Genomic DNA, 26,913 nt, shown 5'->3' with positions numbered 1-26,913 from the left:
ATTCAGGGGGCATAATATGGACGAATTAAAAGGCAGGCTGAGGCAGGCGAAAGAAGCTCAGGCTCAGCTGGCAAATGAATTTAATGCGATAGTCAGAGAGTATGAGGCTCAAGACTTCATACAGGAAAATGAGCGTCTCCATCACGATAACGAGGCTTATGAAAAGCAGGTCCATGAATTAAAAAAGAAAAATCGGGAAGTTACAGATGAAAACAGCAAGCTCCGGGTTGCTCTTCAGGAGCAAATGCTGGATGAAAAGCTGAGTATACTTAAAATCTCCCGCGAAAAGCTCCATACATACTTCGGGAAAGGAAAAAACTCCCGTGAAAACCGGCTGCAGGAGCTTGAGCAGCAGGTAAAACGAAATATTGACCAATTAAAGCTGCAGGCTTCCAAAAACCTGGGCGAGGATAAACACGAAATCCTGTCCGAACTTCAGCAGTTTTCAATGAAGGTAGAGGAGCGGATCAGGCAGCATAAAGAGCTCTTGAACGAAAAGGAAAAAGAGGCCGCACAAGGAATAGCGGCGCAATATGAAAAACTGGCAGCCGAAGAACTGACAGAAGACATGATGCAAAAAAGAATGAAGCAAAATCAGGTCGAAATGAAAATCGGTTTGAGCTGGATTAACCGGATCGGGATTTTGCTGATTATCCTTGGAGTCGCTGCGGCATTCAGGTATACGTATGCCACATGGTTTAACGACTACTTCAAGGGAGCAACCTTTTTTCTTCTTGGCGGGCTTATGCTGGCAGGCGGGGAATGGCTTTACCGAAAACAGCAAAAAACGTTTGCCCTCGGTTTGATTGGCGGGGGAATTGCTGTTCTTTACGGATCGATCTTTTTCAGTTACTTCCTGCTGGACATTATTGGCATGACCGTCGCCCTTCTTCTATCGGTTCTCGTTACGGTATCAGCGGTTCTGCTCTCGCTCCGCTATCACTCAAGAACCGTATGCACATTTGGTCTTATCGGGGGATACATTCCGCTGTATTCCTTTATTATCGCGTTTGGGATGGAAGGAAACGCTGTTTATGCAGCAATGGGCTATGTGCTTTTACTGAATCTTCTTATTCTCTGGATTTCGTTTCAGAGGCAGTGGAATATTGTCCATTACATTAGCTTTTTACTGAATATGCCGACCATGATTCTGCTCATTATCCTTTCCGGGAATCCGCTTGCTGATTTTGGCTATTCGGTTATCACGTTCCTTCTTTATCTTGGTGTCACACTCAGCTTTCCGTTTAAGCACAAGCTATCGCTCAAAATACTGGATGTCATCCTGCTTGGATTTAACACCTTTATTAGCTGCGTTGTGATTTACGACCTGTTTAGTGAGCTGGACTGGAATCAGTCCCGGGGCCTTTTAGCGGTCATCTTCTGTCTTGTGTATTTCGGTCTCGGCCGTTTTGCCGAAAAGAAATTGGTCAAGGAAACGCAAACAATGCTGCTCTTCTACGGCACATCTCTTACATTTGCTATTCTTGTTATTCCCTTCCAGTTCGGTATGGAATGGGTATCCATCGGCTGGCTCGCTGAAGCACTGATTCTGATGATTTACGGCTATTCATCCAAGCACAAAACCCTTCAGCAGGCAGGCTGGGTCATCTACGCATTGTGCCTGTTTGGCTTCTTAATTGAAGCTGCAGGAAAAAGAGTGGGCTTTGAGTATTTCTTTGATGTGAAGTACACCGCTATTACAGTGGGCCTGCTGTTCGTTCCGATTTATTACTTGCTGCAGCAAAAGAAACAGCCTGGTTTTGCTGCCCCATTCCGTTCGTTCAGACAAATAGTGGAGGGGCTGAAGTACACCGCATTGGCGAATGCATGGATTTATCTTCTTTATGAATCGATTAGTATGTACCAGGAACGAGTTCCAGCCGATTTTGATCAGTACAGGTTCTACTTGCTCATGATGGTGGCCTTTATTACGGTCGGTCTTGCCTATGTTCTTCCGAAAGTCAGTCTGCTTTATGACAGGTATGTGGGTTATTATGGACTATTTTTGCACGCAATCGGCTGTCTGATCGGGCTTGCTCTAACAGTAAGCACTCCAGTCCTAAAGCCGGAATTGGCGCAAAATACGTTCATTGAATATTTAGCTCTCGTGCTTTTAATTGGATTCAACTTTTTAATTTTCTTCACCGGAAGAGATATACTGCTGGCTTATATCCGTAAGCAATACAAAAATGTAGAGCTTTATCCGACGATTCTTTCTGTTTACCTGCTTGGAATTTTAGCGTCCTTCCTTTACGTACAATTCCGTTTGGGAGACGTGGGGGTCCTGATTAGCACGATTTTCCTTGCCGTTGCGATCGGCTATATTTTCTACGGATTCAAAAAGCAGTTCGTCTACATTCGCCGGATTGGCCTTGGCATTACACTGCTATCTACGGGGAAACTGATTCTTTACGACCTTGCGTTTTTAACTGAGGGAAGCAGAATCATTGCGTATTTCTGCTTTGGAATAGCGCTGCTTGCCATCTCTTACATGTATCAAAAAGTATCAAGCCGGCAGGAGGCACAGCAGCATGTTTCGGCTGAATAAAACAATGATTCTTTTGGCTGCTGCTCTGGTTATAAGCAGCAGCCCTCCACCCGCAAAAGCAGAATCGAATTTAACAAATTGGAAGTTTGCGAAAAACATAGAAATTCAGAAGGAAGGCAACTACCAATCCTTGTTTTTGGATGAGGCGGTGTATTCCGGAGCACGTGAAGACTTAGGGGATGTGCGTATCATAAATGAGAAGGGACAGACCGTTCCGTACTATATGAAAAACGGCTACGGAAATTCATCAAAACAGGAAATCATCTATTCGTCGGAAACCCTTCCCGGAAGAGAAGAAAACGGAAATACACTCTATGATTTCAAAATCATTCAAGAAGAAAAAAACACAGATATTCTAGGGGAAACGTTGAAAGCGGATCTTCCTGACCAGCCTTTTTTAAAGAAAGTAGAAGTGCTGGGAAGCTATGATGGCCTTAAGTGGGAGGCCGTAAAGGAGGATACCCTCTACAATACAGGTGTAGTGAAGAAAGATACGATTGACCTTGGAATGGCAATGAAGTTCAGCTATTATCGGATCAAAGTAATCGGCAACACCGAAAAAATAGTCTTGCCGGGCTTATCGCTTATTCACAGCGAAACAACAGAAAGCTTCAAGGAATTTTCCAAAAAGAAAACTCCGGAATTTACCACTGTTGATAAGGGAAAGCAAACGATTGTCACGATTGAAAATAATCAAAGACTCAAAACCGCCAAGGTGTCGCTGAAAGCAGAGGGGAACTTCCGCCGTACAGTGGAAATAGAGGATGGCTCTGGCAGTCCGATCCCTTTAAGCGGCGGAGCAGAACTCTATAGTGCGGACTTTAAAAATACCCGCATCCAAAATACCGACCTGACCCTTCAAGTACCTTCCGCTGCTGAGAAAATCGTGATAAAAATCAGCAATGAAGATAACGCACCGCTTGGCATTCAGGAAATCACCCAGGAATATGCTATTGACGAAATCGTATTCGAAAAAAGCAGCAGGGGTACGTACCAACTTCTATACGGCAACGAGGAGGCAGAAATTCCCCAATACGATATCGAGGAATTTCAAAGCTTTATTGAAAAGGAAACCGTCAGCGAAGCGGTGCTCGGGTCTGCACTCCAACGCCCTAAAGCAGCAGAGCCAAAGGAAAAAAAGGTTCACTGGTTTCAAACAGAATGGGTATTCAACATCATCATCGGTCTCATTTCAATCCTGCTGATCGCCTTTATTTTGCAGAAGATGACGAATGTGAAAAAGTAGAAGCCGGTCCGGGTGCGGGCTGGCTTTTTTGAATGGCACCTTAAGATTTCAAATCACCATCGTTCCTCGTTATAATGGTCATTAAACAACAACGGAAAGCAGGAATGGCCATGAGTCTTCAATTGCACGCCCAATATTTTGATCCGTACCCATCCCTTGCTGTGCTTCCGCTCGGCAAGAAAAATAAAGAAGTCCGGTCTGCTGGACATAAGACGGAGCGGGCTCTGCTCAATCGTATTCAGGAATGCCTGGACGAGCTTGGCCTTTCAATAGATGAAAGGGAAAGGATCCAGAGCTTTCTCCAGCTTGAAAAGGGAGCATTCTTTCCCATTTTTTCAAACAGGCAGGAGCAAATTCATCCTCATCTTATGAAACCAGAATCTTTTTTATGGAATGATTTTTCAGCGGGACATGGCATTCCTCAGATAACGGAAGCTTTTTATACAAAGGATTTCACAGAGATGACCAAAACGGCCCTTTCTGCACACATTCAGATGGTAGTGAGAGATTATCTGTTTTGCGCTGCAATTTCATTAAAAAGCAAGAGTGAGTGGGAGAACATCATTGAACAGAGCTATGAGCTCCATCCAATTGTCCAGCTTGCGAGAGAAAAAAGGGAGGTGGTTCAAGCGGTGGAAAAGATGAACCGTTCCTCCCTGCTTTCTCTCCTGACACCACCCGAAGATGTGGCATTTTGGAGACACCGTGTAGAAATCGTAATGAGACCATACCGGGCACTTCCAGAGCAATGTGGCCACGAAAAGCAGCTGTCATTTGATTCGCTGAACGAAGTTATCACTCAAACATGTGAGGTGTGCAAAACAAAGCGGATGTTTCATGTGAAACATTCCAAAGTGGAGCTTGAAGAAGAGCCGGATATGGAAAAAGCGGTAAAGCGAATTGCTACGATTGAGAGGCAGTTTAACGAAATTGCTTTAAAGAAAGAAACAATTCTAAACGATTTAGGAAATTTGGCTCAATGGAAAAAGGAGCTTGCCAGTTTGCCTGAGATCCTGCAAATGAAAAAGGACCTGACCCGCTATCCCGTTCAGCCGGACATTGTGAAGGAACCGTTTCTGGGCTTTGCGGAGGAGCTATCACAAGCAGATATTCCAGCTGAAAGAGCATCTTCCGATTTGATTTGGCTAGCGGGTTTTCAGCTTCCATCCATATCTATGCTTAAAGAGATTCGCAAGCAAACAGTGGAAGAGGCAAAAGCAAAACTTGATAGTCTGCACCAGGGATTAAAAGAAGCAATGCAAACCGAGCCTTTTCACCCTGAAGATATATGTATACAAGTTAAAAATCAGTCCCTATCATTTGAACAGGTTTTTGCCATTCTGAATGAATTAGACGGTTCACTGAAGGATAAACCGCTCCACTTAATTGCCCAGCTTCTCAAAGGCAGGACCTCCTATCAAATCAGGGAACAGGAGCTGGATCAAACACCGTTATACGGCAGTCTTGGCAGCTGGGAAGAAAAAGATATCCAGAAGGGCTTTAAAAAGCTTGAGAAGGAAGGCTGGATCGAGAAACGCGTGAAAGGGTATGAGGCTCTGAAATAAACGTATTACCTGAGAATTATAAAGAAAAATAAAAAGAGGAATTGGACGGATCCAATTCCTCTTAATGCAGTCCGAAGTCATTAACGCTTACAGAGATGAGTTTATTTTATCCTTTCCCCGCAATCCGCTCAATCACCTCATGCAGCCCCTCAGGCTTATGAAACTCGATTGGAGAAAATCCCTTCTCAAACGAAATCGTCTCTGCTTCAACGAGGAGAACGTAGCGCCCATTGATTTTAGCTAAATGAATTGAATCACCAAACTCAGCAAGCAGCCCTTTCACCTCGGTTTCCCCAAGCTTCATCTTCAGCTGTGCTTCAGGTGTATTCTCCACAATTTGCGCGGCCGCTTCTATTACCTGATGGGTATCGAGCCGCTCCTGGATTTCCCGCTTTTCACTGGCTTCCCAAATCTCCATATCGTGCTCAAACTGCTGCCGTTCCTGGCTGTTTTCTTCGTATGTTTCCAGGACGTGCTCCTGTACCATCGTCATGACTTGGGTTTTCATAATTTCCGGCATGGATTCGCCATACTCCACATATTTCAAAAAATCTTCAAAGTACCGTGCGTGAGAAGCCTGGTGGATTTTTAGCTCGGATTCCTCTGTCATTCCTTCTTCAGGCATGTATGGGTATTGGATGGACTTCATGTTTTTCGTTGTAATGGCCATCTCTACCTTTTTAATTAATGCTTTTTCATCTGCAATGGAGGCGACCTTTGGTTCGAAATCGCATTTCATAATGAAAACAAAGGAGTCATCAAAGTATTTTCTCGGTACGGCTGATGCAACCAAAAACGCTCCTCCGCGGACCGCGCTTGTATCCAAATAGGTGCGGACGAGCTGCTCGCTTCCTTCATTAAAGGCCTCTTTTGTTTCAGCGAAACGAATCCGGTGAAGCATATTGTAGTTCGGATTTGAATCGAGATCATAGCCTGGTTCAACGGCAAAATATCCGATTTTTGTCGGTACCTGCTCGGAGGGAGGATGCTTTTCTGCTTTCCTCTTTACGATTCTTTTTAGCTCACCATCAAGAAAATCCTTCAAAGCACTCGCTTCAAACTCCTCTTGATCAAGTGTCTGATAGTGCTTAAACCGCTTTGAATCCTGATCCTCTGCCTCTATCACGTAAAAGGATAAAAACCTCATGGTAAAATCCATTTCTTCAGCCCCCGCTTTCAATTCTTTCAGTATAAAAAACACCAGCCGTTCCGTCAATTTAGCGAAGCTGTTAAAATGGGCCGCTGCACCGTATAATAGACAGAGGACAAATAACGAAAAGGGGCTTACGCTTTTGAGTACAAACAGCTTCAAAGATTTTGCATTAAACGAGGATATTTTAAAAGCATTGGACAGCCTTGGATATAAATCGCCGACAAGCGTTCAGGCGGGCGTTATTCCGCCAGCGCTTGAAGGGAAAGATATAGCCGTTAAATCCCGGACAGGAAGCGGAAAGACGGCAGCCTTTGCGATTCCGCTTTGCGAATTAGTCGATTGGGAAGAAAATAAGCCGCAGGCTCTTATTCTGACTCCGACACGTGAGCTTGCCGCACAAGTAAAAGAAGACATCACAAACATCGGCCGCTTTAAACGGATTAAAGCAACAGCGGTTTACGGGAAGTCGCCATTTGACCGCCAAAAATCCGAACTGAAGCAAAAAAGCCATATGGTTGTAGGCACGCCGGGAAGGGTGCTTGACCATATTCAAAAAGGTACGCTTCAGCTCGATCAGCTCAAGTATTTTGTCATTGATGAGGCTGATGAAATGCTGAATATGGGCTTCATTGAACAGGTGGAAGCCATCATTCAGGAATTGCCGGAAAACCGTACGACGATGCTTTTTTCCGCTACTCTTCCAAAGGATGTGGAAGCTCTCTGCCACCGCTATATGAAAAATCCGCTCGATATTGAAATTGCGTCACCTGAACAGGCAGCAAGCCAAATCCAGCATTCACTTTATATCGTGAACGAAGATAATAAATTCCGTCTGCTAAGAGACGTAACGGTAACGGAAAATCCGGACAGCTGCATGATCTTCTGCCGGACGAAGGATCAGGTGGATGAGCTTTTCGAACTTCTCGACAGACTTGGATACACAGTGGATAAAATCCATGGCGGGATGGTTCAGGAGGATCGTTTTGCAGTGATGAACGAGTTTAAGAGAGGCGAATTCCGCTATCTCGTTGCGACCGATGTAGCAGCGCGGGGAATTGATGTTGAAAACATTACCCATGTTATCAACTATGATTTGCCGCTTGAAAAGGAAAGCTACGTTCACCGGGCAGGCCGGACAGGCCGCGCCGGGCGTTCCGGAAAAGCAATCACGTTTGCAACACCATTTGAAGACCGGTTCCTTGCAGACATTCAGGAATACATCGGATTTGAAATTCAGCAGCTGGATCCCCCTGACAGAGAGCAGATCAAAGAAGCACAGCATGCATTTGATGAAAAAATGGAAGAAGAACCAGAGCTGAAAAAAGATAAGAGCGAGGCTCTGAATAAGGGCATCATGAAGCTCTACTTTAACGGCGGGAAGAAAAAGAAAATCCGTGCCGTCGACTTCGTCGGAACGATCGCCAAGCTTGAAGGCGTAACAGCAGCTGACATTGGGATTATTACGATTCAGGAAAATGTTTCTTATGTGGAAATTCTAAACGGAAAAGGCCCGCTCGTCCTAAAATCGATGAAAAATACAACGATTAAAGGGAAGCAGCTTAAAGTTCATGTGGCAAATAAATAAACAGGAAAAGAGACTTGCCGTAGGGTGAGTCTTTTTTATGTCTAAATTCGTTTTGTGCGATTTGGTAAAACCATATTTGGTAAAACGACAGCATCTGCTGAATAAGGGGATCTAATATCAAAAATCGTAAATTAATTTTACCTTATTTTTCACTATGTTAAAGACGTGATGAAATTTTTTTACACCTGTTGATTGGAGCGTAAGGCGAGAGACTCCTGCGGGAGCAGCGGGACATGTGAGACCCCGCAGGCGCAAAGCGCAGAGGAGGCTCACAGCCCGCCCCGCGGAAAGCGATCGCCTGCTAGCTGCAATCAACAGCTAGGTTTAGTGGGGTTTTTAAAGTTTTTACCAATTATGTAAAAATAAAGTTTTGGAAATTTGGATATGTGGTAAAAGAACTAGGAATTAGAAAATGATAAAGTCTAAGGAGACGTACGAATGAAAAAAATGTTAGGTGTTTTGTCACTGGTTTTAATAGTTTTTCTGGCTGCCTGCTCGAGTCCTCTTCAAGAGGAACTTCTGACATATGCCAACGAAAAGCTTCCAAAGCTTGGGGAAATGGAAGAGAGCGCAATGAAGAAATATGAAGAAGCTGCGAATACGAATGATGAGCAAAAGATTGCAGATGCCATAAAAAGCAGCGTAATTCCAGCTTACACGAAAATTGCTGAAGAAGCAGACGGTATATCCATTACGGACGAAGAACTTCAAAAATTGCATAAACGCTACACCGATGCGGTAAATCAGCAAATTGAGGGATTTACAATGGTTGCAGATTCCATTGCTCAGCAAAACGATGAAATGTTTAATGAAGCAAGTGACCTGCTCGATAAAAACTACACCGAAATGGAATCCTTTCATAAGGATTTAGAGGCTTACGCAGTGGAAAATGATTTAGAAGTGGAAGAACCTAAGGACTAAAACCTCATCACGAAGATGAGGTTTTTTATGCTATTCTAAACGTATCATCTATCTTCAACTGGAGGGCCTATGATGGAAAACATCGTTTTTATCCATGGTTTGACGGGTTCAAGAAGAGCGTTCAAAAAACAAATAGACTATTTTAGCCGCAAGTACAATACATATGCCTACGATCTGCTTGGCCATGGCGAGGACCGAGGCAAAAAAACAGATTTTTCTCTGGATGGGCTAGTTGCACAGCTGGAGGAGCTGTATGAGCGGGAAGGAATTGAAAAAGCACACCTCTGCTCCATCAGCTACGGATGTTATCCGAGCACAATCTTTGCAAGCAAGTATAAAGAAAAGGTTTCAAGCCTTTGCTATATCGGCGGCCATTATAACTCAGACTCCCCGCTCACCTATGTACTTCAGCATTTTCATGACAACCGCTACAATGATTATCCAGATTGGCTTAGGCGCTATTCAAAAGATTTGTTTCCGAAAAGCGGAGTCGTGGATCCCTACGCTCTCATCTCAACAAAGCTTTATTACAAATACGGATTGGAATTGCACGAGGATGTGCTCAAAAAAGCCATTGAACATAGACTCGATTACGATTTAAAAGCAGACCTGAAACAAGTGGGTGTCCCTGTTTTATGGATTATGGGGGACCATGATAACTTGTTTAAATCCAGTATTACAGACTTGGATGAGGTCATTCCGCATGCTTTCTATAAAGAAATTCCCCATACCGGGCATGCGGCCAATATGTTCCGCCCTTTTGCCTTTAGGAGGATGTATGCCGAATTTCTGCAGGGAAAACAGGAGATTTAATACATAGCGCAGAATGGAAAAAGAAAGAACTCATGCGGAAGGTGATGAAATGGCAACGTATCAGGAAGTCATGGAAAAACTGGAAGAGCTCGGATCAGAGCAGACAAAAAAGACCTTTTTTAACCACGGAGCACAGGAGCCATTGTATGGAGTAAAAGTAGGCGACATGAAAAAGCACTTAGTGAAAACGGTGAAAAAGGATCAGGATCTGGCTCTTAAACTGTATGATTCAGGAAATAGCGATGCGATGTATTTAGCTGGTCTTTCTGTCAATCCAAAGCTAATGACAAAGGAGCAGCTGCATAAATGGGCGCAGGGAGCATACTGGTCCATGCTAAGTGAATATACGGTGGCGCAGGTTGCAGCGGAGTCTCCGTATGCACTTGAGCTTGCCCGCGAATGGATCGGGTCAGAGCAGGAAATGACAGCTTGCGCTGGATGGAGTACTTATTCCAATTTTCTTTCGATCGCTCCCGATGAATCCATTGATAAGCAAGAGGTCAAAGAACTGCTCCATAAAGTGGAAACAGGGATCCATCAGGAACGGAACCGCGTCCGTTATGTCATGAACGGCTTTGTTATTTCAGTCGGCGGCTATTACCTGCCGCTTCATGAGGAAGTAAAACGAGTGGCTGCGGCGATTGGGAAGGTTCATGTGAATGTCGGAAACACAGCATGTAAGGTTCCGCTCGCAGAAGCCTATATTGAAAAAATGGAACAGCGGGATTCGGTTGGGAAGAAGAGGAAGACGTGTATATGCTGAGTGCAGCCTCGACTTAATGTCGAGGCTTTTTGTTTTACAAGTAACATTCAATATGTAAACAATGTCACAAATAGTTCAAAAGGCCGTCACAAAACAGTCAACGAAAGCCTTACTCCCTAAACTTTTAGAGGCGTAAACTATGAATGTAAGGAACAGATAAAGTACAGAAGGAAAGGGTCAAAAAAAATTTTGCTTATATTGTGAAACATTGAGCAAACTATCGCCTTTTCTTCCAGAACCATTTAAATCGTTTAAAGGGGGAGAGTTTGGAATGAGTGAACTAGTATTGGCAAGGCTGCAATTTGGTTCAACCACAATTTTTCATTTCCTGTTTGTGCCTCTTTCCATCGGCCTTGTTTTCATGGTAGCCGTAATGGAAACGATGTACGTAGTGAAAAATCAGGAAGTCTACAAAAAGATGGCGAAATTTTGGGGGCATTTATTTTTAATTAACTTCGCGATTGGGGTCGTAACCGGAATTCTTCAGGAATTTCAATTTGGGATGAACTGGTCAGAGTACTCCCGGTTTGTCGGAGATGTATTCGGAGCGCCGCTTGCTATTGAAGCACTGCTCGCATTTTTTATGGAATCAACCTTCCTTGGGATCTGGATCTTCGGGTGGGATCGTTTATCCAAAAAGGTTCATCTTGCATGCATTTGGCTTGTGTCTCTCGGAACCGTTCTCTCCGCATTCTGGATTTTGGCTGCGAACTCTTTTATGCAGGAGCCCGTGGGGTTTGTAATCAATAATGGAAGAGCTGAAATGAATGATTTGTTCGCTTTGCTGACGAATCCGCAGCTGCTTGTTGAATTTCCTCACACTATTTTTGGAGCATTGGCTACAGGTGCCTTTTTTATTGGGGGAGTAAGCACTTATAAAATCATGAAAAAACAAGAGGTTCATATTTTTAAAAAATCATTTGATATTGCGATGGTGGTTGCACTTATTGCTGGAATGGGTGTAGCATTCAGCGGTCATGCTCAGGCAAAGCACTTAATGGAATCACAGCCGATGAAAATGGCCGCAAGCGAAGGGTTATGGGAAGACAGCGGAGATCCGGCTGCCTGGACCATGTTTGCTCTTATTGATTCGGAAAACAAGGAAAATTCCTTTGAAATAAAAATTCCGTACGCCCTAAGTTACCTTGCCTATGAAAAATTCAAGGGAGAGGTGCCGGGTATGAATACACTTCAAGCTCAATACGAAGAAAAATACGGAGAGGGAAACTATATCCCCCCTGTAAACACAACGTTCTGGAGCTTTCGGATTATGGCAGGAACGGGAATAGCGATGATCTTTGCCGCTGCACTTGGTTTGTTTTACAGCTTTAGAGAAAAATTGGATGCAAATCGATGGTTTTTAAAAGGAATGACGGTTTTGATTGCCTTTCCGTTTTTGGCTAACACGGCTGGATGGATTATGACGGAGATTGGGCGCCAGCCGTGGACAGTGTTTGGATTGATGACAACAGCCGCTTCTGTATCGCCTAATGTTTCAAAAGGCTCTCTTCTCTTCTCGCTCATCATCTTCACCACGATGTATGCTGTTTTAGCCGGTGTCTTGATTTATCTTTTCGTGAAGGAAATTAAAAAAGGAGCGGATCACGATTCGGTCATCGGGCATTCGGCCTCCGTCGATCCGTTTGATAAGGAGGCGTACAATCTATGATCGTGCTAAGCGAATTATGGTTTGTCCTGGTGGCAGTTCTGTTTATCGGATTCTTTTTCCTGGAGGGCTTTGATTTTGGAGTAGGTATGTCGGTACGCTTGCTGGCAAGAGATGATGTGGAACGCAGAATTATGATTAACACAATTGGCCCTTTCTGGGATGCGAATGAAGTGTGGCTGATTACAGCGGGAGGAGCCATTTTTGCAGCTTTTCCTCATTGGTATGCGACCATGTTCAGCGGCTATTACATCCCTTTTGTCTTCGTCCTGATTGCGTTGATCGGCCGTGGAGTCGCTTTTGAGTTTCGGGGGAAAGTTGACAGTAGGAAGTGGGCAAAAACATGGGACTGGGTTATTTTCTTCGGCAGCCTCCTTCCGCCGTTTCTGTTCGGGGTATTATTTTCAAGTATTCTGAGAGGAATGCCAATCGATAAGAATATGAACCTATCTGCAGGTTTTTCCGATTTTGTAAACGTCTATTCGGTGACAGGCGGGATTACGGTTACCCTGCTCTGTCTGCTCCATGGCGCGTTGTTTCTCACCCTGAAAACGACATCGGAAATAAGAAAGCGCGCCCGTGGATTTGCCGGTAGACTCATATGGGTTGTTCTTGCTTCGCTGACGGCGTTTGTTTCGCTGTCTGCTTTTGAAACCGATTTGTTTACAGTAAGGGGAAACATCACCCTTCCTCTTGTCGGATTGATTGTAGCATCATATGGATTAGCCGTATTTTTTATATCAAAAAAACGGGATGGGTGGTCTTTTGCGATGACAGGAGCAGGAATCGCGCTTACCATCGGTATGATTTTCACAGCATTATTCCCGCGTGTCATGGTCAGCTCCATTCAAAGTGCATACGATCTTACGGTTTATAATGCATCATCAGGAGATTATTCAATGAAAGTGATGACGATCGTGGCAGTCTCGCTGCTTCCGTTTGTGATCGGCTATCAGATTTGGAGCTATTATGTATTCCGCAAACGTGTGGATGAAAAGGATTTGACGTACTAATGGGAAAAGACCTTCTTCAATACCGTGGTGTCCGAAGGGTTCTTGCTGGTCTTGGATTTATGACCGTTGTGCAGTCTGCAGCAATTATTTTGCAGGCGGTTATGCTGGCCGAATCGGCAGTTCGTCTCTTTAATGGGAAGATGGACCGTTCTTTTATGCAGGCGGCGGCTTTGTTTTTCCTAGCTCTTGCTCTCCGCCATCTTATGGGAGCGCTGAAGCAAAAAAAGGCGCAGCGTTTTGCGCAAGAAACAGGTGCATCTATGCGTAAAAAAGTGCTTGATAAGCTGTTTTTGCTGGGGCCCCGCTTTGCCGCGAAAGCGGGAACAGGGCACACGGTAACCCTTGTGGCGGAAGGGGTCGCCCAGCTAAGGAGCTATTTAGAGCTTTTCTTGCCGAAAATGATGAATATGGCCGTTATCACACCGGCTGTTTTGCTTTATGTATTTTTTATCGACCGGACCTCTGCCGTCATTTTAGCTGTAACCTTTCCGATTTTGATTGTGTTTATGATTATTCTTGGATTGGCAGCGAAAGGAAAGGCGGATCGTCAGTGGAGTACCTATCGGGTGCTTTCCAATCATTTTACCGATTCATTAAGAGGTCTTGAAACCCTGAAATATTTGGGACTCAGCCAATCTCACACCATGAATATTAAAGGCGTCAGTGAACGATACCGGAAAGCAACCCTGAGTACGCTGAAGGTTGCATTTCTTTCTTCGTTTGCGCTGGACTTTTTCACCATGCTTTCGATTGCAACGGTGGCTGTATTTCTTGGACTAAGACTGATTGAAGGGGACATGATGCTTGGTCCGGCCCTTACAGCTCTCATTCTCGCACCTGAATTTTTTCTGCCGGTGCGTGAAGCCGGAAGTGACTATCATGCAACGCTCAATGGACAGGAAGCGGGAAAGACGATGAAAATGCTCCTTGACGAGCAGGAGTTCAAACCTCAGGCAGCAGAAATTCACACATGGAACGAAAACAGTACGCTTGAGTTAGAGAATGTGTCTATAAGGCATGACGAACATGGACCCGGGGGCTTAAAGCACATTCATTTATCCGCAATGGGCTATCAGAAAATCGGGATTGTCGGAGAAAGCGGCTCAGGAAAATCAACTTTAATCGATATACTGGGAGGGTTTCTTGAACCCTCTGAAGGAACAGCCAGTCTTGATGGTACGGTTGTTTCCCATCTCCAGCTGCCAGGGTGGCAAAAGCAGCTTCTTTACATTCCCCAGCATCCTTATATTTTTGCGGATACGCTTGCGGAGAATATTCGATTTTATCATCCCGAAGCTTCTATGAGCGAGGTTAAAGAAGCAGCTGAAAAAGCAGGATTGTCTGATTTAGAAGAGGCGATCGGATTTGATGCAATGATCGGCGAAGGCGGAAGGAATCTAAGCGGCGGGCAAAGCCAGCGTGTTGCGCTCGCGCGTGCCTTTTTGGAAAACCGGCCAATCCTCTTGCTGGATGAACCCGCCAGTCATCTGGACGTAGAAACAGAGTTTTATTTAAAGCAAACCATGACGGCGTTATTTAAAAATAAACTCGTATTTTTGGCTACTCATCGTCTTCACTGGATGCAGGAAATGGACTTGGTTATGGTTATAAAGGATGGGGAAATCGCGGAGACAGGCACTCATCAGGAATTGATGGAGGCTAAGGGCGAATATTATAAACTCGTCAGCATTCAATGGGGGGAACAGGTATCATGAAAAAACAAGGATGGATCATGCCGTATATAAAAGAAAATCGCCGGTTATTTGCGGCGGTCATCCTTCTCGGATCTGTAACGGTTTTTTCTGCTGCCTTTCTTATGTTCACCTCCGGATTCCTTATTTCCAAGGCGGCAACAAGACCTGAGAATATCCTGATGATTTATGTGCCGATTGTGGCTGTACGGACATTCGGGGTGGCGAGGTCGGTTTCACGGTACATCGAGAGATTGGCCGGCCACCACGCCATCCTGAAGATCCTCTCCGAAATGAGACTCAGACTTTACGGAATCATGGATCAATCCATATTAAAACAGCCGGCACGCAGTAAAACAGGAGATATTCTCGGCCTGCTGGCTGAAGACATTGAACACCTTCAGGATGTCTATTTGAAAACCGTTTTCCCGGGAGCGGCAGCGCTTCTGCTATATGGGGTGTCCGTTTCAGCTCTTGGTTTCTTTTCTGTGCCGTTTGCAGGATTAATGGGTTTTTACGGATTGATTCTAACGGTGCTGCTTCCTCTTGTTTCACTTCTCGCTGCAAAAGGGCGGATTACCCGTCTTAAAGCAGGCCGCAGCCATCTGTATGGGAAGTTGACCGATGCCGTCATGGGAATCAGTGATTGGATGTTCAGCGGCCGTCAGAAAGAATTTGTAAAAGAGTATGAAGAACAGGAGAAGAAGCTTTTAGAACTGGAACGCCAGGAGCAAAGATTCAAAAGAAACCGGGACTTTGCGGCTCAGCTTGTTGCCGGGGTTATGATAGTCAGCATGCTTGTATGGGCGGGCGGAGAAAACGCGGACGGCGATATGGCGAGGACGATGATTGCAGCATTTGTACTCGTCCTCTTTCCTCTGACTGAAGCCCTGCTCCCTCTATCAGATTCAGCTGGAAGTATTCCGGGATACCGGGATTCAGTGAAACGGCTGGAATCCCTGGACACAGAATCTATTAAATTAGCAGGCAGTAAAAAGTCCCTCCCTATTTTGGAAAAAACGGCCGTTTGCTTTGAGAATGTTTCTTTTGCTTACGCCCAGCAGGAACAAGTTTTGCAGCAGCTGTCGTTTACACTGAAACCAGGCCGGATTACCGCTCTTCTCGGTCCGAGCGGCTCAGGAAAATCTACAATTATGAAGCTGCTGGAAGGGGTACAGCTCCCATCTGAAGGAAGAGTAACCATTAACGGTGCAGATAGCTTTCTTTTTGGAGAAGAAATCCCGAAGTATCTAGCCGTCCTGAACCAGCAGCCTCACCTTTTTGATACATCTGTCTTAAACAATATCCGGCTCGGGCGGCCTGATGCAGCGGATGAAGAGGTGATGGAAGCAGCGAAAATGGTTCAGCTCCATGATTATATTGATACACTGCCAAATGGATTCAGCACTTCTATGCATGAAACTGGCATGCGTTTCTCGGGGGGAGAACGCCAGCGGATCGCTCTGGCGCGGATCCTTCTGCAGGATACCCCGATTATCGTCCTCGATGAACCAACGGTGGGACTCGACCCGCGGACAGAACGCGATCTTCTGGACACGATTTTCAAGGTGTTAAAAGGAAAAACCGTTTTATGGATTACCCATCACGTAACGGGAGCAGAAGCAGCGGACCAGATCCTGTTCCTGGATGAAGGCAGGATTGTGATGGAAGGGACGCATAGAGAGCTTCTGGATAAAGAAGTGAGGTACCGGCGTTTGTTTGAACTGGACCGGCCATTTTTAAAAGAACGGAATGGCAGAAGGGCGCTTGGCTGGGGCCAGGAAAAAAGTGCTGTCTAAAAAAACTATTTTAACGTCAAAAACCCAAGATGCTGATCAACAGCTTCTTGGGTTCGCTTTAACAAGACTGATGCAGAAATCCTGTTTTTAAGATGAGAATCTTTATGCTTAAGCCCGTTCTTCAAACAGTTCCGTAATCTTAGCAATCACCTGAACCGATTTCAGCATATTATCAACAGATGCAAATTCATAGCGGCCGTGGAAATTCTCGCCCCCGGTGAAGATATTTGGTGTTGGCAGTCCCATGTAGGAAAGCTGGGAGCCGTCCGTTCCGCCGCGGATTGGGGATACGAGGGGCTCAATTTCTAAACTTTTCATAGCGTCATAGGCAATATCAACGATTTCTTTTACTGGCTCGATTTTCTCGCGCATGTTGTAATACTGATCGTTCATTTCGAGATGAATGCGGTCTTCTCCATATTTTTTCTGAAGCTCGGCAACCGTCTGTTCCATGAGTACTTTTCGATCAGAAAACTTGTTTTTGTCATGATCACGGATGATGTATGAAAGCTTCGTTTCCTCCACATCTCCAGTCATAGAGGTAAGGTGAAAAAATCCTTCATACCCTTCGGTTGATTCAGGTGCTTCCTCTGCCGGAAGCAAGCTGTTGAATTCCATCGCAATTTTCGCAGAGTGAATCATTTTGTTTTTCGCTGTACCAGGATGAACGTTTTTCCCTTTAATGGTAATCTTTGCGCCTGCAGCATTAAAGCTTTCATACTCCAATTCTCCAAGGGGACCGCCGTCCACCGTATAAGCATAGGAGGCGCCAAAGGCTTCCACATCAAAGCGATGAGGTCCGCGGCCGATTTCTTCATCAGGAGTGAAGGCTACGCGGATTTTGCCGTGTTTGATTTCAGGATGATTAATTAAATAATCCATTGCTGTCATTATTTCTGCAACACCGGCTTTATTATCTGCACCTAGAAGTGTAGTGCCGTCTGTTGTAATCAAGGTGTGTCCTATGTAGTTCTTTAAATTGGGAAAATCAGATGGAGACAGAATAATGTTCAATTCTTTATTTAATAGAATATCTTCTCCATCATAGTTTTCGCGGATTTGAGGTTTTACATCGGTTCCGGTAAAGTCAGTGGCCGTGTCAACATGGGCGAGGAATCCGATAACAGGGACCTCTTTATCCGTATTAGCGGGCAATGTAGCCATTACGTACCCATTCTCATCCATCGTAACGTCTTTCATACCGATTTTTCTTAATTCCTCCGTTAGCATCCGGGCAAGGACGAGCTGGCCGGGTGTGGAAGGGCAAGTTTCGCTTTCTTCATTGGATTGAGTTTCTACTTTTACATATGAGACAAACCGATTAATCAATTCCTGTTTCATGTGTGGAAGCCCCCTCTATATTTCATATATCTATTTTACCACCATTCATGGAAGGATTCCTATAACAGTACGGAATACTCTTAATTGTCAGAATCTATTGAAAAATTTGTGCGTCAGCGTTATAATCGGAACATTATCTGACAAGGGAGAGGATCATATGAATGTTTTAAATAAAATCAGCGACTTTGCAGGGAAGACATTCATTATTTGGATTCTCTTATTCGGCGTAATAAGCTTTACAGCTCCACAGGGCTTTTTGTGGATTAAGCCCTATGTATCTATTTTGCTTGGAGTGGTTATGTTCGGTATGGGAATGACGTTATCGATAAAGGATTTCCAGGAAGTTGGGAGAAAACCGAAAAGTGTATTAGCAGGGGTCGCTGCACACTACGTCATCATGCCGGGGCTTGCGTACTTGCTTGTTTTAATTTTTAAACTGCCGCCTGAGCTTGCAGTAGGAGTCATCTTAGTGGGATGCTGTCCGAGCGGGAGCGCATCCAACGTAATGACCTTTTTAGCTAAGGGAGACACAGCATTAGCTGTGGCAGTGGCCTCCGTTTCAACCTTGCTGGCCCCTCTTTTGACACCGGCCATTATTTATCTTCTAGCCAGCTCCTGGATTGAGGTCGATGCAGGAAAAATGTTTGCTGATGTCATGCTCGTCATCCTGATACCGGTTATCCTTGGAATACTCGTCCAGTTCTTTTTTAAAAAGCAGGCTGAAGGCGCGGCCAAAGCAATGCCGCTCGTTTCCGTTGTGGCCATCACCGCGATTTTATCCACGGTCATAGCAGCAAGCCGGGATTTAATTGTGGAATCTGGCTGGATCGTGCTTCTTGTCGTGGTGCTTCACAACCTGGCAGGATTTGGGCTCGGTTTTCTGGCAGCGAGGCTGCTGGGTCTCAGCTTCGAGGCGCAAAAAGCGATTACGTTCGAGGTCGGTATGCAAAACTCGGGACTTGGAGCTTCACTCGCCATCAGCCATTTTAGTCCAGTTGCTGCCGTGCCGAGTGCGATTTTCAGCTTCTGGCACAACGTTTCCGGACCGCTGCTCGCGAGCTATTGGGCGGGAAGAGCAGGCGACGGACCTGCTGGCAGAGGATTACAACAGCAGAAAAAAGGAATCAAAACAGAAGAAATCGGATAAAATCAGATGCGGATTGGTCCCGGTGAGTGAAACTGAGGGGTTATGTCTGTAAACAGGCCGTGTTGAAGAAACCTTTACCAGTCGTAAACCTATTAAAAAAAGGGCCAAATTTCTGGCCCTTTTTCATATGATTATTTATTTTCCTTCAAAATCTTAAACATTTTCTTCGCTTGATCTGTGTTGTCAATCAATCCTGAGAAATTTTCTTTACCCGGTCCGAAGGCATAAACCTGTACTTCTTCTCCAGTGTGGCCAGAGGTTGTCCAGCCAGTAAAGGAGCGCTTGTTAAAAATTTGTTCGATTGCATTATCAATTTCAGTTAGATTCTTTTTAGCTGCCGCCGCTTTGACACTATCAATCTCTGCTTGAGTTAGATCAAGCTTAATGTTGTCTTTTAATACTTTTTCTGTGTCCATGCCTTCCATGATTCTTGCAGCCATGTAGTCAGGAGTTTTCTTTGCAGCAAGGATTGGTTCTACTTTGAAATTGTACTCTCCGCCGGCACCCATTGAAAATCCGCCAGTGGAGTGGTCAGCCGTAGCAACGACCAATGTATGCTTGTCTTTTTTAGCAAAATCAATAGCTGCTTTGAAAGCCATTTCGAAATCTTCCATTTCGCTCATCGCTGCAACGACGTCGTTGTCGTGGCCTGCCCAGTCAATTTGGCTTCCTTCAACCATAAGGAAGAAACCGTTCTTGTTGCTGTTCAATTTGTTTAAAGCAACCTTCGTCATCTCTTCAAGTGAAGGTGTTTCTTTCTTTCGGTCAATCATTTTATCCATTCCGCCGTCCGCAAATAGACCAAGAACTTTAGAGTTTCTGTTTTTCATAAGATCATCACGGTTAGTTACGTAGCTATATCCGTCCTTTGTAAACAGTTTGGTTAAATCGCGGTCGCTGCGGACGAAGTTCGATTTTCCTCCACCCAGCATAACGTCAATTTTATGACTGCCTTTAACCATTTCATCGTAATAGTCATCAGCAATCTGGTTCATATTCTTGCGGGATTCATCATGTGCACCGAATGAAGCAGGCGTTGCATGTGTAATTTCGGAAGTAGCAACAAGACCAGTCGATTTGCCTTGTGATTTTGCTTGCTCCAGGACTGTTTTCACTTCTGTAAGGTCATTGTCTACAGCGATTGCGTTATTGTATGTCTTAACTCCGCCTGACATGGCAGTAGCCGCGGAAGCAGAATCTGTAATGTTCTGTGCAGGATCATCCGGGTGAGTGGTTTGCATTCCAACAAGATGCTTATCAAATTCAGTTAGCTCAATATCTTTCGTGCGGGGATTGTCCTTCATATAACGATGGGCGGATGTGTAAGGAACACCCATTCCGTCTCCGATCAGGAAAATAACATTTTTTATTTCAGGATTCTTTTCTTTAATCATTTTTGCCAGTTCTTCTTTGGAAGGGGTCTTCTCAGCTTGTACACCTTGAGGAATGGCAGATGCACCAATTAGCGTACCAAGAGCAAGTGCGGAGATGGCAGCGATCGGGACAAATTTGGATTTAATAATTGCAGGAAACTTCATTTTTTATTCCTCCTAAATTAAAATATGTATCTAATTACATGATAAGAGGAAAATGTGTATTCTTTATTACGAACATGTTAAAGTGTCGTATATTGTTTGTAAATGCAGAAACAAGGAGATAGGCCAAAGGGAATGGTCCTTAATAAGGGAACCCGGCTTAAATAATAGCCGGGGGTATATTTGCTATCTGAAAATCGAGTCAATCCGCTCAATTTCTCCTGTCGTCAGCTTTACATCCAGTGTTTTAAGATTGTCCAGTACCTGATCCGGTCTTTTTGCCCCTGGTATGAGAGCGTCAATCGAGTCGCGGGTCAAATACCACGCCAATACGATGTGGGCCAAGTCTGCGTGATGAGAATCTGCGATTTCGCGGAGTTTTTCCACCTTCTCCAAATTCCGCTCGAACGCTTCTCCCTTGAATAAAGGATTTTCCGCACGGATGTCATCGAACTTCGTATCCTTCGAGTACTTCCCTGCGAGCAGTCCGGATGCTAGCGGGAAGTAAGGGATGAATGAAATTTGATTTTCAGCTGTGTAGGGAAGGAGATCCTTTTCTGCGTCGCGCTGAAACAGGTTGTATTCTGATTGAAGGACATCTACATAGCCGTCAATGTTGGCTTCCTTCAGCTGATCAATTGAAAAGTTGGAAACGCCGATTGCTTTGATTTTTCCTTCATCCTTCAGCCTCTTTAATTCCCCAACCGCCTCGTCCTTAGGCGTTTGTTCATCAGGAAAATGAATATAGTACAGGTCGATATAATCCGTTTGGAGCCTTTTTAGACTGCCTTCAACTGCCTCTCTTAAAAAAGCCGGGGAGTTATCGAGTTTCACTTCGCCATTGACAAATTTGTGTGCGCCTTTTGTTGCAATCACGATATCATCGCGGCTTCCGCGTTCCTTCAATACTTCGCCGATCAGTTCCTCTGAGCGCTCCGGCCCATAGATAAAAGCGGTATCTAGAAAATTCATGCCGGAATCGAGTGCAGTCCGAACTAATTCTTTTCCTGTTTCCTCATTCAAATTCGGATACAGGTTATGCCCGCCTACTGCATTCGTGCCGAGTCCTATTGGATGTACAAGCAAGTCAGATTTTCCAAGCGCGATTCTATTAGTCAATTTTTTCAACTCCTCTTGTAAGTCTGCTTTCATCATAACAAGCCTTGGAGTCTTATGAAAACAATCTGATTCTATTAAAAAGGCTCTGTTAAACTTGGCTGTTGATTGCAGTTAGCAGGCGCTCGCTTATCCTTGGGCGGGCGGTGAGCCTCCTCGCCGCTTTGCGCCTGCGGGGTCTCACCTGGCCCGCTGCTCTAAAGCTCAAGTCTCGCGCCTTCCACTCCAATCAACAGGTGTTAAAAATCAACATCAGGCTTTAACAGAGCCATTAAAAAAAGGCCCCGGTTTTAGGGCCTTAACTAAATTAACAGTTGGTATATACATATAATCATATAAATGTACAAATTAGGATATCCATTTTTCTTATAATTAAAATTATAATTGCGATGCTGGCAGCTTTCTCCGGTATTGAGTTGGAGACATGCCGGTTAATGATTTAAACGTTTTGCTGAAATGTCCCTGATCATGAAAGCAGAGAATCATGCTGATTTCAAAGATGCTTTTGTTTGTAGTGGAAAGAAGAATTTTTGCCCGTTCAATTTTAATCTTTTTCGCGTATTTCATAATGCTGACGCCCATCTCCTTTTTAAAGCAGGAGGAGGCATAGCCTGCCGAGATCTCAAGATCTTCGGAGAGTTTTTTAATGGAAAGATGGTTTTCAATGTTCATGTGCAGGTAAGGAAGTATTTTGTTGGTTACAAAGCTTTCCGTCACTTCCATGTCGTAAATCACCAGATCAAAGTAAGCGGAGGTCATTTCTACTTCAAGCGATTGAAGGGCTAAGAGACTGGGCTGCCTTGGAATGGATGTGTAAAACCGGTTGTACAGGCTGTGAAGGTAGTGCTTTGTGACGCCAAGCTTCATGATTTCCCTTGTGTAGACGGCATTCCAGATATAGAGGTCGATTTTCTTTGCAGCAGGGGGATGAAATTGTTCGTTTTCTTCTTTGTGCTTGGCTGTGATAATCTCCAGCATCTTCGGCTTGTCCCTTGATTCAATGAGGTACGCGGCGTCAAAGGTAAACAGGTAGGAATCGGATTGATACGTTTCATGCATAGCACATACACCTCGGAAATCATGATCGATCTACCTCTATTATAGTCCATTCTATGGAAGTGCAAGAAAAAAATGTTTAATAAGGAGAGAGTTCATTGAACAAACATGCAATCTATCATATACCGGATGTGCCATATGCGTATCCAAAAAATAACGAGACCTTAACTGTAAGGCTTAGAGCAGCAAACCAAGACTTGGGAACATGCAAAATTTATTACAAAGACCGGTATGATTGGACTTCTCCCTTCCATGTGAAGGAGATGGAAAAGAACGAGGAAACGGAGCTGTTCTCTTTCTATGAAACGGGCCTTTCACTGAACCGGAACCGCTATCGCTATTATTTTGAGCTGATTGATCAGAAGGGCGCTTCAGTCTTTTATGATGAAAGAGGATTTAGAGAGAGCGATTTGAGACAAAACGAGGCGACAGCCTTTCAGTATGCGTACATAGCAGAAGCAGATGTGTATGAGCTGGCAGAGTGGCATAAGGAAGCGATTGTCTATCAGATTTTCCCCGATCGTTTCTGCAATGGAAATCCGTCTATTAATCCCCCTGGCACAAAGGAATGGGGAACGGAAATTAGCGCTTCCTCCATGTTTGGCGGAGACCTTAAGGGAATCCTGGATAAACTCGGCTATATTGAAGAACTGGGGGTAAATGTGATTTATATGACACCTGTTTTCCCGTCTTCCTCCAATCATAAATACAACACAGCAGACTACTTCTCGATAGATCAGCAGTTTGGCACACTGGATACAGCCAAGGAACTGATCAGGAAGTGTCATGAAAAAGGAATTAAGGTTATTTTTGATGCGGTTTTCAATCACACGGGAAATGACTTCTTTGCTTTTCAGGATCTGCTGAAAAATCAGGAGCAATCAAAATATAAAGATTGGTATTTTGCAGATAGCTATCCTGTAAGCGAAGAAAAGGTAAATTATTATACATTCGCAGACAACATCATGGAAATGCCCAAGCTGAATACGTCAAATCCGGAAGTGCGTGAATACTTGCTGAAGGTAGCTGAATTCTGGATCAAGGAAGCAGGTATTGACGGGTGGAGACTGGATGTCAGTGATGAGGTCGATCATGAATTTTGGCGGGCATTTAAGAAAACGGTCAAAGCAGCTAATCCCGATGCGGTTATTATCGGGGAAATCATGCACGAGGCCAGCGCCTTTTTAAAGGGAGATCAAATGGACAGTATCATGAATTATCCTTTTAAAGGCGCGGTGGCGGACTTTTTTGCTAAGCAGGAAATAACGGCTGAACAATTTGACGATATTTTAACCTTTAACCGGACGATTTATATGGAGCCTGTAACAAGACAAATGTGGAACCTTGTGGGCAGCCACGATACGAAACGGTTCCTGACGGAGTGCGGTGAGAGGGAAGAAGCGGTAAGGCTTGCTGCTGCTTTTCAATTTGCGTACATTGGTGTTCCTTATATTTATTACGGAGACGAAATCGGCTTAAGTGGCGGTGAAGAGCCGCAATCAAGGAATTGCATGGTTTGGGACAAAAAAGAATGGAATAACAGCCTGCTTGAATTCTTTAAAAAGCTGATTTCCATTCGTAAATCAAGCAAGGCTCTTACTCAGGGAAGCTATAAAACGCTTTATGCAAAAGAAAATGTCTACATGCTCATCCGGGAATGGGGGAAGGAACGTTTTGCAGCCGCCTTTAATAATGGAGATTCCGCAGCGGAAGTAACAATCCCGATTTCAGGTACAGAACTGTTCACTGGAGAAAAAATCTCCGGAGGTCACACTCTTACAATGGAGCCGATGTCTTTTAAATGGATTAGAGCGGAATAGAAGAGAGGAAATAATGGAAACCAAAAGCCCCCTGAGTGCTTCGTTAATGGAGCATCCAAGGGGTTTTTTTACATGTATTTCTAAAAAATCCTGGTATGGCTGATTGGAGCGGAAGGTGCTTGACTCCGTGCTGAGAGCAGCGGGACAGGTGAGACCCCGCAGTGGCGCAGCCATGAGGAGGCTCACCGCCTGCCCCGCTGGTCGCTGAGCAACCTGGAGCGGAAATCAGCAAAACAAACATAAGTAAAAGGGCGAGAAACTTTAAATCGGACTTACTGGACAGCCCCTCCGCTACTGATTTCCGCCCCAATCAGCTTAGCCAAAAAAACCCCGAAACGCTGTGCATTTCGGGGGTTTTAAAGAATACCTTTCCTTTCAGAAAGGCTGTTTCAAGTTAATTCGTATCTTCATCCGGCAGAGCCCAAACGGAAACACTTTCTCCGTTTACAGGAAATACCCCGAACCCGTCCTCTTCAATTTCGACCGAATCTTCTCTAGTATTGGTTAAATCCACCCAAACCTCGCCGGCCCGGTGTTCGCCGACGAACATTCTTTTCTCTCCTTCATCTCCATTGGAGATCACAACAGCCAAGCCGGAGCGTTCAATTTCATCGACGCCCTTGCGGACCCAGCCAATGGTATTCGGATGGTCAAAATAGTCATCCTGCTCGCCGTATGCTTTGTTGCAGCGCGCTTTAAGCAAAGGATCAATGGCGATTTGCTTGCCATCAACCGGTTCTTCTCCGCCAATGCCGAAGTAATCTCCATAGAATACACAAGGATACCCGTCTTTTCTAAGCAGAATTAATGCATAGGCGCTCTGCTTAAACCAATCACCAACCCATGATTCAAGGGCTTCGTTCGGCTGTGAATCATGGTTATCGACAAAGGTAACAGCATTCATCGGATGGGATTGGACAAGCGTGTCGTCAAAAATCGTTGTAAGGTCAAAGTCGCGTCCCGCCAAAGATGCTTCATGAAGCTTGTAATGGAGGGAAACGTCAAACAGGTCCATTTGATAATCAATCTGATCCAAAAATTCCTGGCAGGCGGCCAGCTCGGAGTTCCAGAATTCTCCAACCATGTAGAAGTTATCTCCGCGATGGCTGGAAGCTTCCTTCGCAAAGTTTTTGATGAATTCATGGTTGATATGCTTAATCGCATCCAATCTGTACCCATCGCAATTCAGCGTATCGGCAAGCCACTTGCCCCATTCAATCATTTCCTGCTGTACATCTGGATGGTCGTAATCAATATTGGCAAACATGAGATAATCGTAGTTTCCAAATTCGTCATCCACATTTTCGTTCCAGTCTTTATTTTTGCCGAGTATACGGAAAATCCCTGATTTCCCGGTTTTTGCGTCGTAGTCTGTTCCATTAAAATGTCCGAAATTCCATTTGAATGCCGAATATTTGTCTCCGCGTCCCGGGAAGGTGAATTTCGTCCAGCCTTCAATATCAAATGGCTCGGAAATGACGTTTTCGCGGTTTTCCGGATCGACCTCCACTACTTTAAATGTTTCCGTCTCATCCGCTGCAGCTTTATGATTCATAACGATGTCAGCATAAACCTGAATGCCATTGTCTTGGCAAACCTTGATGGCTGCAAGAAGCTCATCCTTCGTGCCATATTTCGTGCGGACGGTTCCCTTTTGATCAAACTCTCCTAAATCATATAGATCATATATTCCATAGCCAGTATCTTCAGCTGACTGTCCTTTCGTAACAGGGGGAATCCAAACTGAATCAATGCACATTTCTTTTAATTTAGGAGCCATTTTGCTTAGGTTCTTCCAGTGCTCCCCATCTGCTTTCAGATGCCATTCGAAAAATTGCATCATTGTGTGATTCTGCGGCATATCCATTCCTCCTGTATTTAGCTCATCTAAAGATAAATAGCCATAAAGGGGGGTGGGTAAACCTTCCACTGGGAAGTTTTTCATGCACAGGTGTCCTATTTCGATCAAAAGGACCAAAAACTGACACTGGCTTTCACTAATAAATCATGGTAGGATTTCATAGTGAGATAATATCTGACTATTAGTAAAAAAGAAATTTTTTAGCTAATTTCTATTGTAAGCGGTATCAGTTTTGACGGCTATTGTATAAACACCCTACTAATGGCACAATTTA

General features: G+C 44.5%; 19 protein-coding genes. 13 read left to right on the top strand and 6 right to left on the bottom strand.

Features of this window, described 5'->3' with window-relative positions:
* Window positions 1-16: 16 nt before the first annotated feature.
* The 3 genes from J9317_RS19900 to J9317_RS19890 all read left to right on the top strand — a co-directional run bounded on the left by J9317_RS19900 (window position 17) and on the right by J9317_RS19890 (window position 5,359).
* A complete protein-coding gene (locus J9317_RS19900) occupies window positions 17-2,548 on the top strand; it encodes a DUF2339 domain-containing protein (RefSeq protein ID WP_211561840.1) in 2,532 nt (843 codons plus the stop codon).
* The gene (locus J9317_RS19895; RefSeq protein WP_211561838.1) at window positions 2,532-3,794 is read left to right on the top strand and encodes a DUF3999 family protein; all 1,263 of its coding nucleotides are present in this window, start codon (window positions 2,532-2,534) and stop codon (window positions 3,792-3,794) included. The genes J9317_RS19900 and J9317_RS19895 overlap by 17 nt, the downstream gene beginning before the upstream one ends.
* A 110-nt stretch (window positions 3,795-3,904) precedes the next feature.
* On the top strand, window positions 3,905-5,359 hold the full coding sequence (locus tag J9317_RS19890; RefSeq protein WP_211561836.1) for an RQC-minor-2 family DNA-binding protein: 1,455 nt from the start codon (window positions 3,905-3,907) through the stop codon (window positions 5,357-5,359).
* A 106-nt stretch (window positions 5,360-5,465) separates the two neighbouring features.
* Here the strand turns inward: J9317_RS19890 and J9317_RS19885 are convergent, their stop codons facing one another.
* Window positions 5,466-6,518 carry a DUF3900 domain-containing protein gene (locus J9317_RS19885; protein ID WP_211561833.1) on the bottom strand — a complete coding sequence of 351 codons (1,053 nt, stop codon included), beginning with the start codon at window positions 6,516-6,518 and terminating at the stop codon, window positions 5,466-5,468.
* Window positions 6,519-6,651: 133 nt separating this feature from the next.
* On the opposite strand from J9317_RS19885, the gene J9317_RS19880 reads away from it, so the two are divergent.
* The 8 genes from J9317_RS19880 (at window position 6,652) to cydC (ending at window position 16,763) form a co-directional block, all read left to right on the top strand.
* Complete coding sequence (locus tag J9317_RS19880) at window positions 6,652-8,097, top strand: DEAD/DEAH box helicase (protein ID WP_249292259.1); 1,446 nt, start codon at window positions 6,652-6,654, stop codon at window positions 8,095-8,097.
* 438 nt (window positions 8,098-8,535) lie between these two features.
* Window positions 8,536-9,018 (top strand): hypothetical protein, encoded by a 483-nt coding sequence (locus tag J9317_RS19875; RefSeq protein WP_211561829.1) that lies wholly within the window; start codon window positions 8,536-8,538, stop codon window positions 9,016-9,018.
* Between the two features lie 69 nt (window positions 9,019-9,087).
* Window positions 9,088-9,831 (top strand): alpha/beta fold hydrolase, encoded by a 744-nt coding sequence (locus J9317_RS19870; protein WP_211561827.1) that lies wholly within the window; start codon window positions 9,088-9,090, stop codon window positions 9,829-9,831.
* A 49-nt stretch (window positions 9,832-9,880) separates the two neighbouring features.
* Window positions 9,881-10,594: a DNA alkylation repair protein gene (locus tag J9317_RS19865; protein ID WP_211561825.1), complete on the top strand. Its 714-nt coding sequence runs from the start codon at window positions 9,881-9,883 to the stop codon at window positions 10,592-10,594.
* A 271-nt stretch (window positions 10,595-10,865) separates the two neighbouring features.
* Window positions 10,866-12,263: a cytochrome ubiquinol oxidase subunit I gene (locus J9317_RS19860; protein WP_211561823.1), complete on the top strand. Its 1,398-nt coding sequence runs from the start codon at window positions 10,866-10,868 to the stop codon at window positions 12,261-12,263.
* On the top strand, window positions 12,260-13,273 hold the full coding sequence (gene cydB / locus J9317_RS19855) for a cytochrome d ubiquinol oxidase subunit II (RefSeq protein ID WP_211561821.1): 1,014 nt from the start codon (window positions 12,260-12,262) through the stop codon (window positions 13,271-13,273). The genes J9317_RS19860 and cydB overlap by 4 nt, the downstream gene beginning before the upstream one ends.
* Window positions 13,273-14,988, top strand: coding sequence for a thiol reductant ABC exporter subunit CydD (gene cydD / locus J9317_RS19850; RefSeq protein WP_211561819.1), 1,716 nt, complete (start codon window positions 13,273-13,275; stop codon window positions 14,986-14,988). Before cydB ends, cydD begins: the two co-directional genes overlap by 1 nt.
* A complete protein-coding gene (gene cydC / locus J9317_RS19845) occupies window positions 14,985-16,763 on the top strand; it encodes a thiol reductant ABC exporter subunit CydC (protein WP_211561817.1) in 1,779 nt (592 codons plus the stop codon). Before cydD ends, cydC begins: the two co-directional genes overlap by 4 nt.
* Window positions 16,764-16,871: 108 nt before the next feature.
* Here cydC and pepT read toward each other — a convergent pair whose 3' ends face one another.
* Window positions 16,872-18,104: a peptidase T gene (gene pepT / locus J9317_RS19840; RefSeq protein WP_211561815.1), complete on the bottom strand. Its 1,233-nt coding sequence runs from the start codon at window positions 18,102-18,104 to the stop codon at window positions 16,872-16,874.
* A 157-nt stretch (window positions 18,105-18,261) separates the two neighbouring features.
* Here pepT and J9317_RS19835 point away from each other — a divergent pair, with 157 nt between their 5' ends.
* On the top strand, window positions 18,262-19,251 hold the full coding sequence (locus J9317_RS19835) for a bile acid:sodium symporter family protein (RefSeq protein ID WP_211561813.1): 990 nt from the start codon (window positions 18,262-18,264) through the stop codon (window positions 19,249-19,251).
* A 131-nt stretch (window positions 19,252-19,382) separates the two neighbouring features.
* Here the strand turns inward: J9317_RS19835 and J9317_RS19830 are convergent, their stop codons facing one another.
* The 3 genes from J9317_RS19830 to J9317_RS19820 all read right to left on the bottom strand — a co-directional run bounded on the left by J9317_RS19830 (window position 19,383) and on the right by J9317_RS19820 (window position 22,961).
* Complete coding sequence (locus J9317_RS19830; RefSeq protein ID WP_211561811.1) at window positions 19,383-20,789, bottom strand: alkaline phosphatase; 1,407 nt, start codon at window positions 20,787-20,789, stop codon at window positions 19,383-19,385.
* Between the two features lie 183 nt (window positions 20,790-20,972).
* Window positions 20,973-21,905, bottom strand: a complete 933-nt coding sequence (locus J9317_RS19825; RefSeq protein ID WP_211561809.1) for an aldo/keto reductase — start codon at window positions 21,903-21,905, stop codon at window positions 20,973-20,975.
* Between the two features lie 375 nt (window positions 21,906-22,280).
* On the bottom strand, window positions 22,281-22,961 hold the full coding sequence (locus J9317_RS19820; protein WP_211561807.1) for a helix-turn-helix transcriptional regulator: 681 nt from the start codon (window positions 22,959-22,961) through the stop codon (window positions 22,281-22,283).
* A 95-nt stretch (window positions 22,962-23,056) separates the two neighbouring features.
* Here J9317_RS19820 and J9317_RS19815 point away from each other — a divergent pair, with 95 nt between their 5' ends.
* On the top strand, window positions 23,057-24,778 hold the full coding sequence (locus J9317_RS19815; RefSeq protein WP_211561805.1) for an alpha-glycosidase: 1,722 nt from the start codon (window positions 23,057-23,059) through the stop codon (window positions 24,776-24,778).
* 394 nt (window positions 24,779-25,172) lie between these two features.
* Here the strand turns inward: J9317_RS19815 and J9317_RS19810 are convergent, their stop codons facing one another.
* A complete protein-coding gene (locus tag J9317_RS19810) occupies window positions 25,173-26,639 on the bottom strand; it encodes an alpha-amylase (RefSeq protein WP_211561803.1) in 1,467 nt (488 codons plus the stop codon).
* Window positions 26,640-26,913 lie beyond the last annotated feature (274 nt).

This window comes from Metabacillus flavus (genome assembly GCF_018283675.1).
Classification (GTDB): Bacteria; Bacillota; Bacilli; order Bacillales; family Bacillaceae; genus Metabacillus_B; species Metabacillus_B flavus.
Note: the sequence above shows the minus strand (reverse complement) of the source record. Positions and strands in the feature narration are given on the sequence as shown.

Excerpts from the sequence above, each read along its gene's own strand:
- J9317_RS19860 (WP_211561823.1), top strand. The coding sequence starts at position 10,866 with ATGAGTGAACTAGTATTGGCAAGGCTGCAATTTGGTTCAACCACAATT.
- J9317_RS19835 (WP_211561813.1), top strand. The coding sequence starts at position 18,262 with ATGAATGTTTTAAATAAAATCAGCGACTTTGCAGGGAAGACATTCATT.
- pepT (WP_211561815.1), bottom strand. The coding sequence starts at position 18,104 with ATGAAACAGGAATTGATTAATCGGTTTGTCTCATATGTAAAAGTAGAA.
- cydB (WP_211561821.1), top strand. The coding sequence starts at position 12,260 with ATGATCGTGCTAAGCGAATTATGGTTTGTCCTGGTGGCAGTTCTGTTT.
- J9317_RS19900 (WP_211561840.1), top strand. The coding sequence starts at position 17 with ATGGACGAATTAAAAGGCAGGCTGAGGCAGGCGAAAGAAGCTCAGGCT.
- J9317_RS19895 (WP_211561838.1), top strand. The coding sequence starts at position 2,532 with ATGTTTCGGCTGAATAAAACAATGATTCTTTTGGCTGCTGCTCTGGTT.
- cydC (WP_211561817.1), top strand. The coding sequence starts at position 14,985 with ATGAAAAAACAAGGATGGATCATGCCGTATATAAAAGAAAATCGCCGG.
- J9317_RS19890 (WP_211561836.1), top strand. The coding sequence starts at position 3,905 with ATGAGTCTTCAATTGCACGCCCAATATTTTGATCCGTACCCATCCCTT.
- J9317_RS19810 (WP_211561803.1), bottom strand. The coding sequence starts at position 26,639 with ATGCCGCAGAATCACACAATGATGCAATTTTTCGAATGGCATCTGAAA.
- J9317_RS19870 (WP_211561827.1), top strand. The coding sequence starts at position 9,088 with ATGATGGAAAACATCGTTTTTATCCATGGTTTGACGGGTTCAAGAAGA.
- J9317_RS19885 (WP_211561833.1), bottom strand. The coding sequence starts at position 6,518 with ATGGATTTTACCATGAGGTTTTTATCCTTTTACGTGATAGAGGCAGAG.
- J9317_RS19865 (WP_211561825.1), top strand. The coding sequence starts at position 9,881 with ATGGCAACGTATCAGGAAGTCATGGAAAAACTGGAAGAGCTCGGATCA.
- J9317_RS19820 (WP_211561807.1), bottom strand. The coding sequence starts at position 22,961 with ATGCATGAAACGTATCAATCCGATTCCTACCTGTTTACCTTTGACGCC.
- J9317_RS19875 (WP_211561829.1), top strand. The coding sequence starts at position 8,536 with ATGAAAAAAATGTTAGGTGTTTTGTCACTGGTTTTAATAGTTTTTCTG.
- J9317_RS19830 (WP_211561811.1), bottom strand. The coding sequence starts at position 20,789 with ATGAAGTTTCCTGCAATTATTAAATCCAAATTTGTCCCGATCGCTGCC.
- cydD (WP_211561819.1), top strand. The coding sequence starts at position 13,273 with ATGGGAAAAGACCTTCTTCAATACCGTGGTGTCCGAAGGGTTCTTGCT.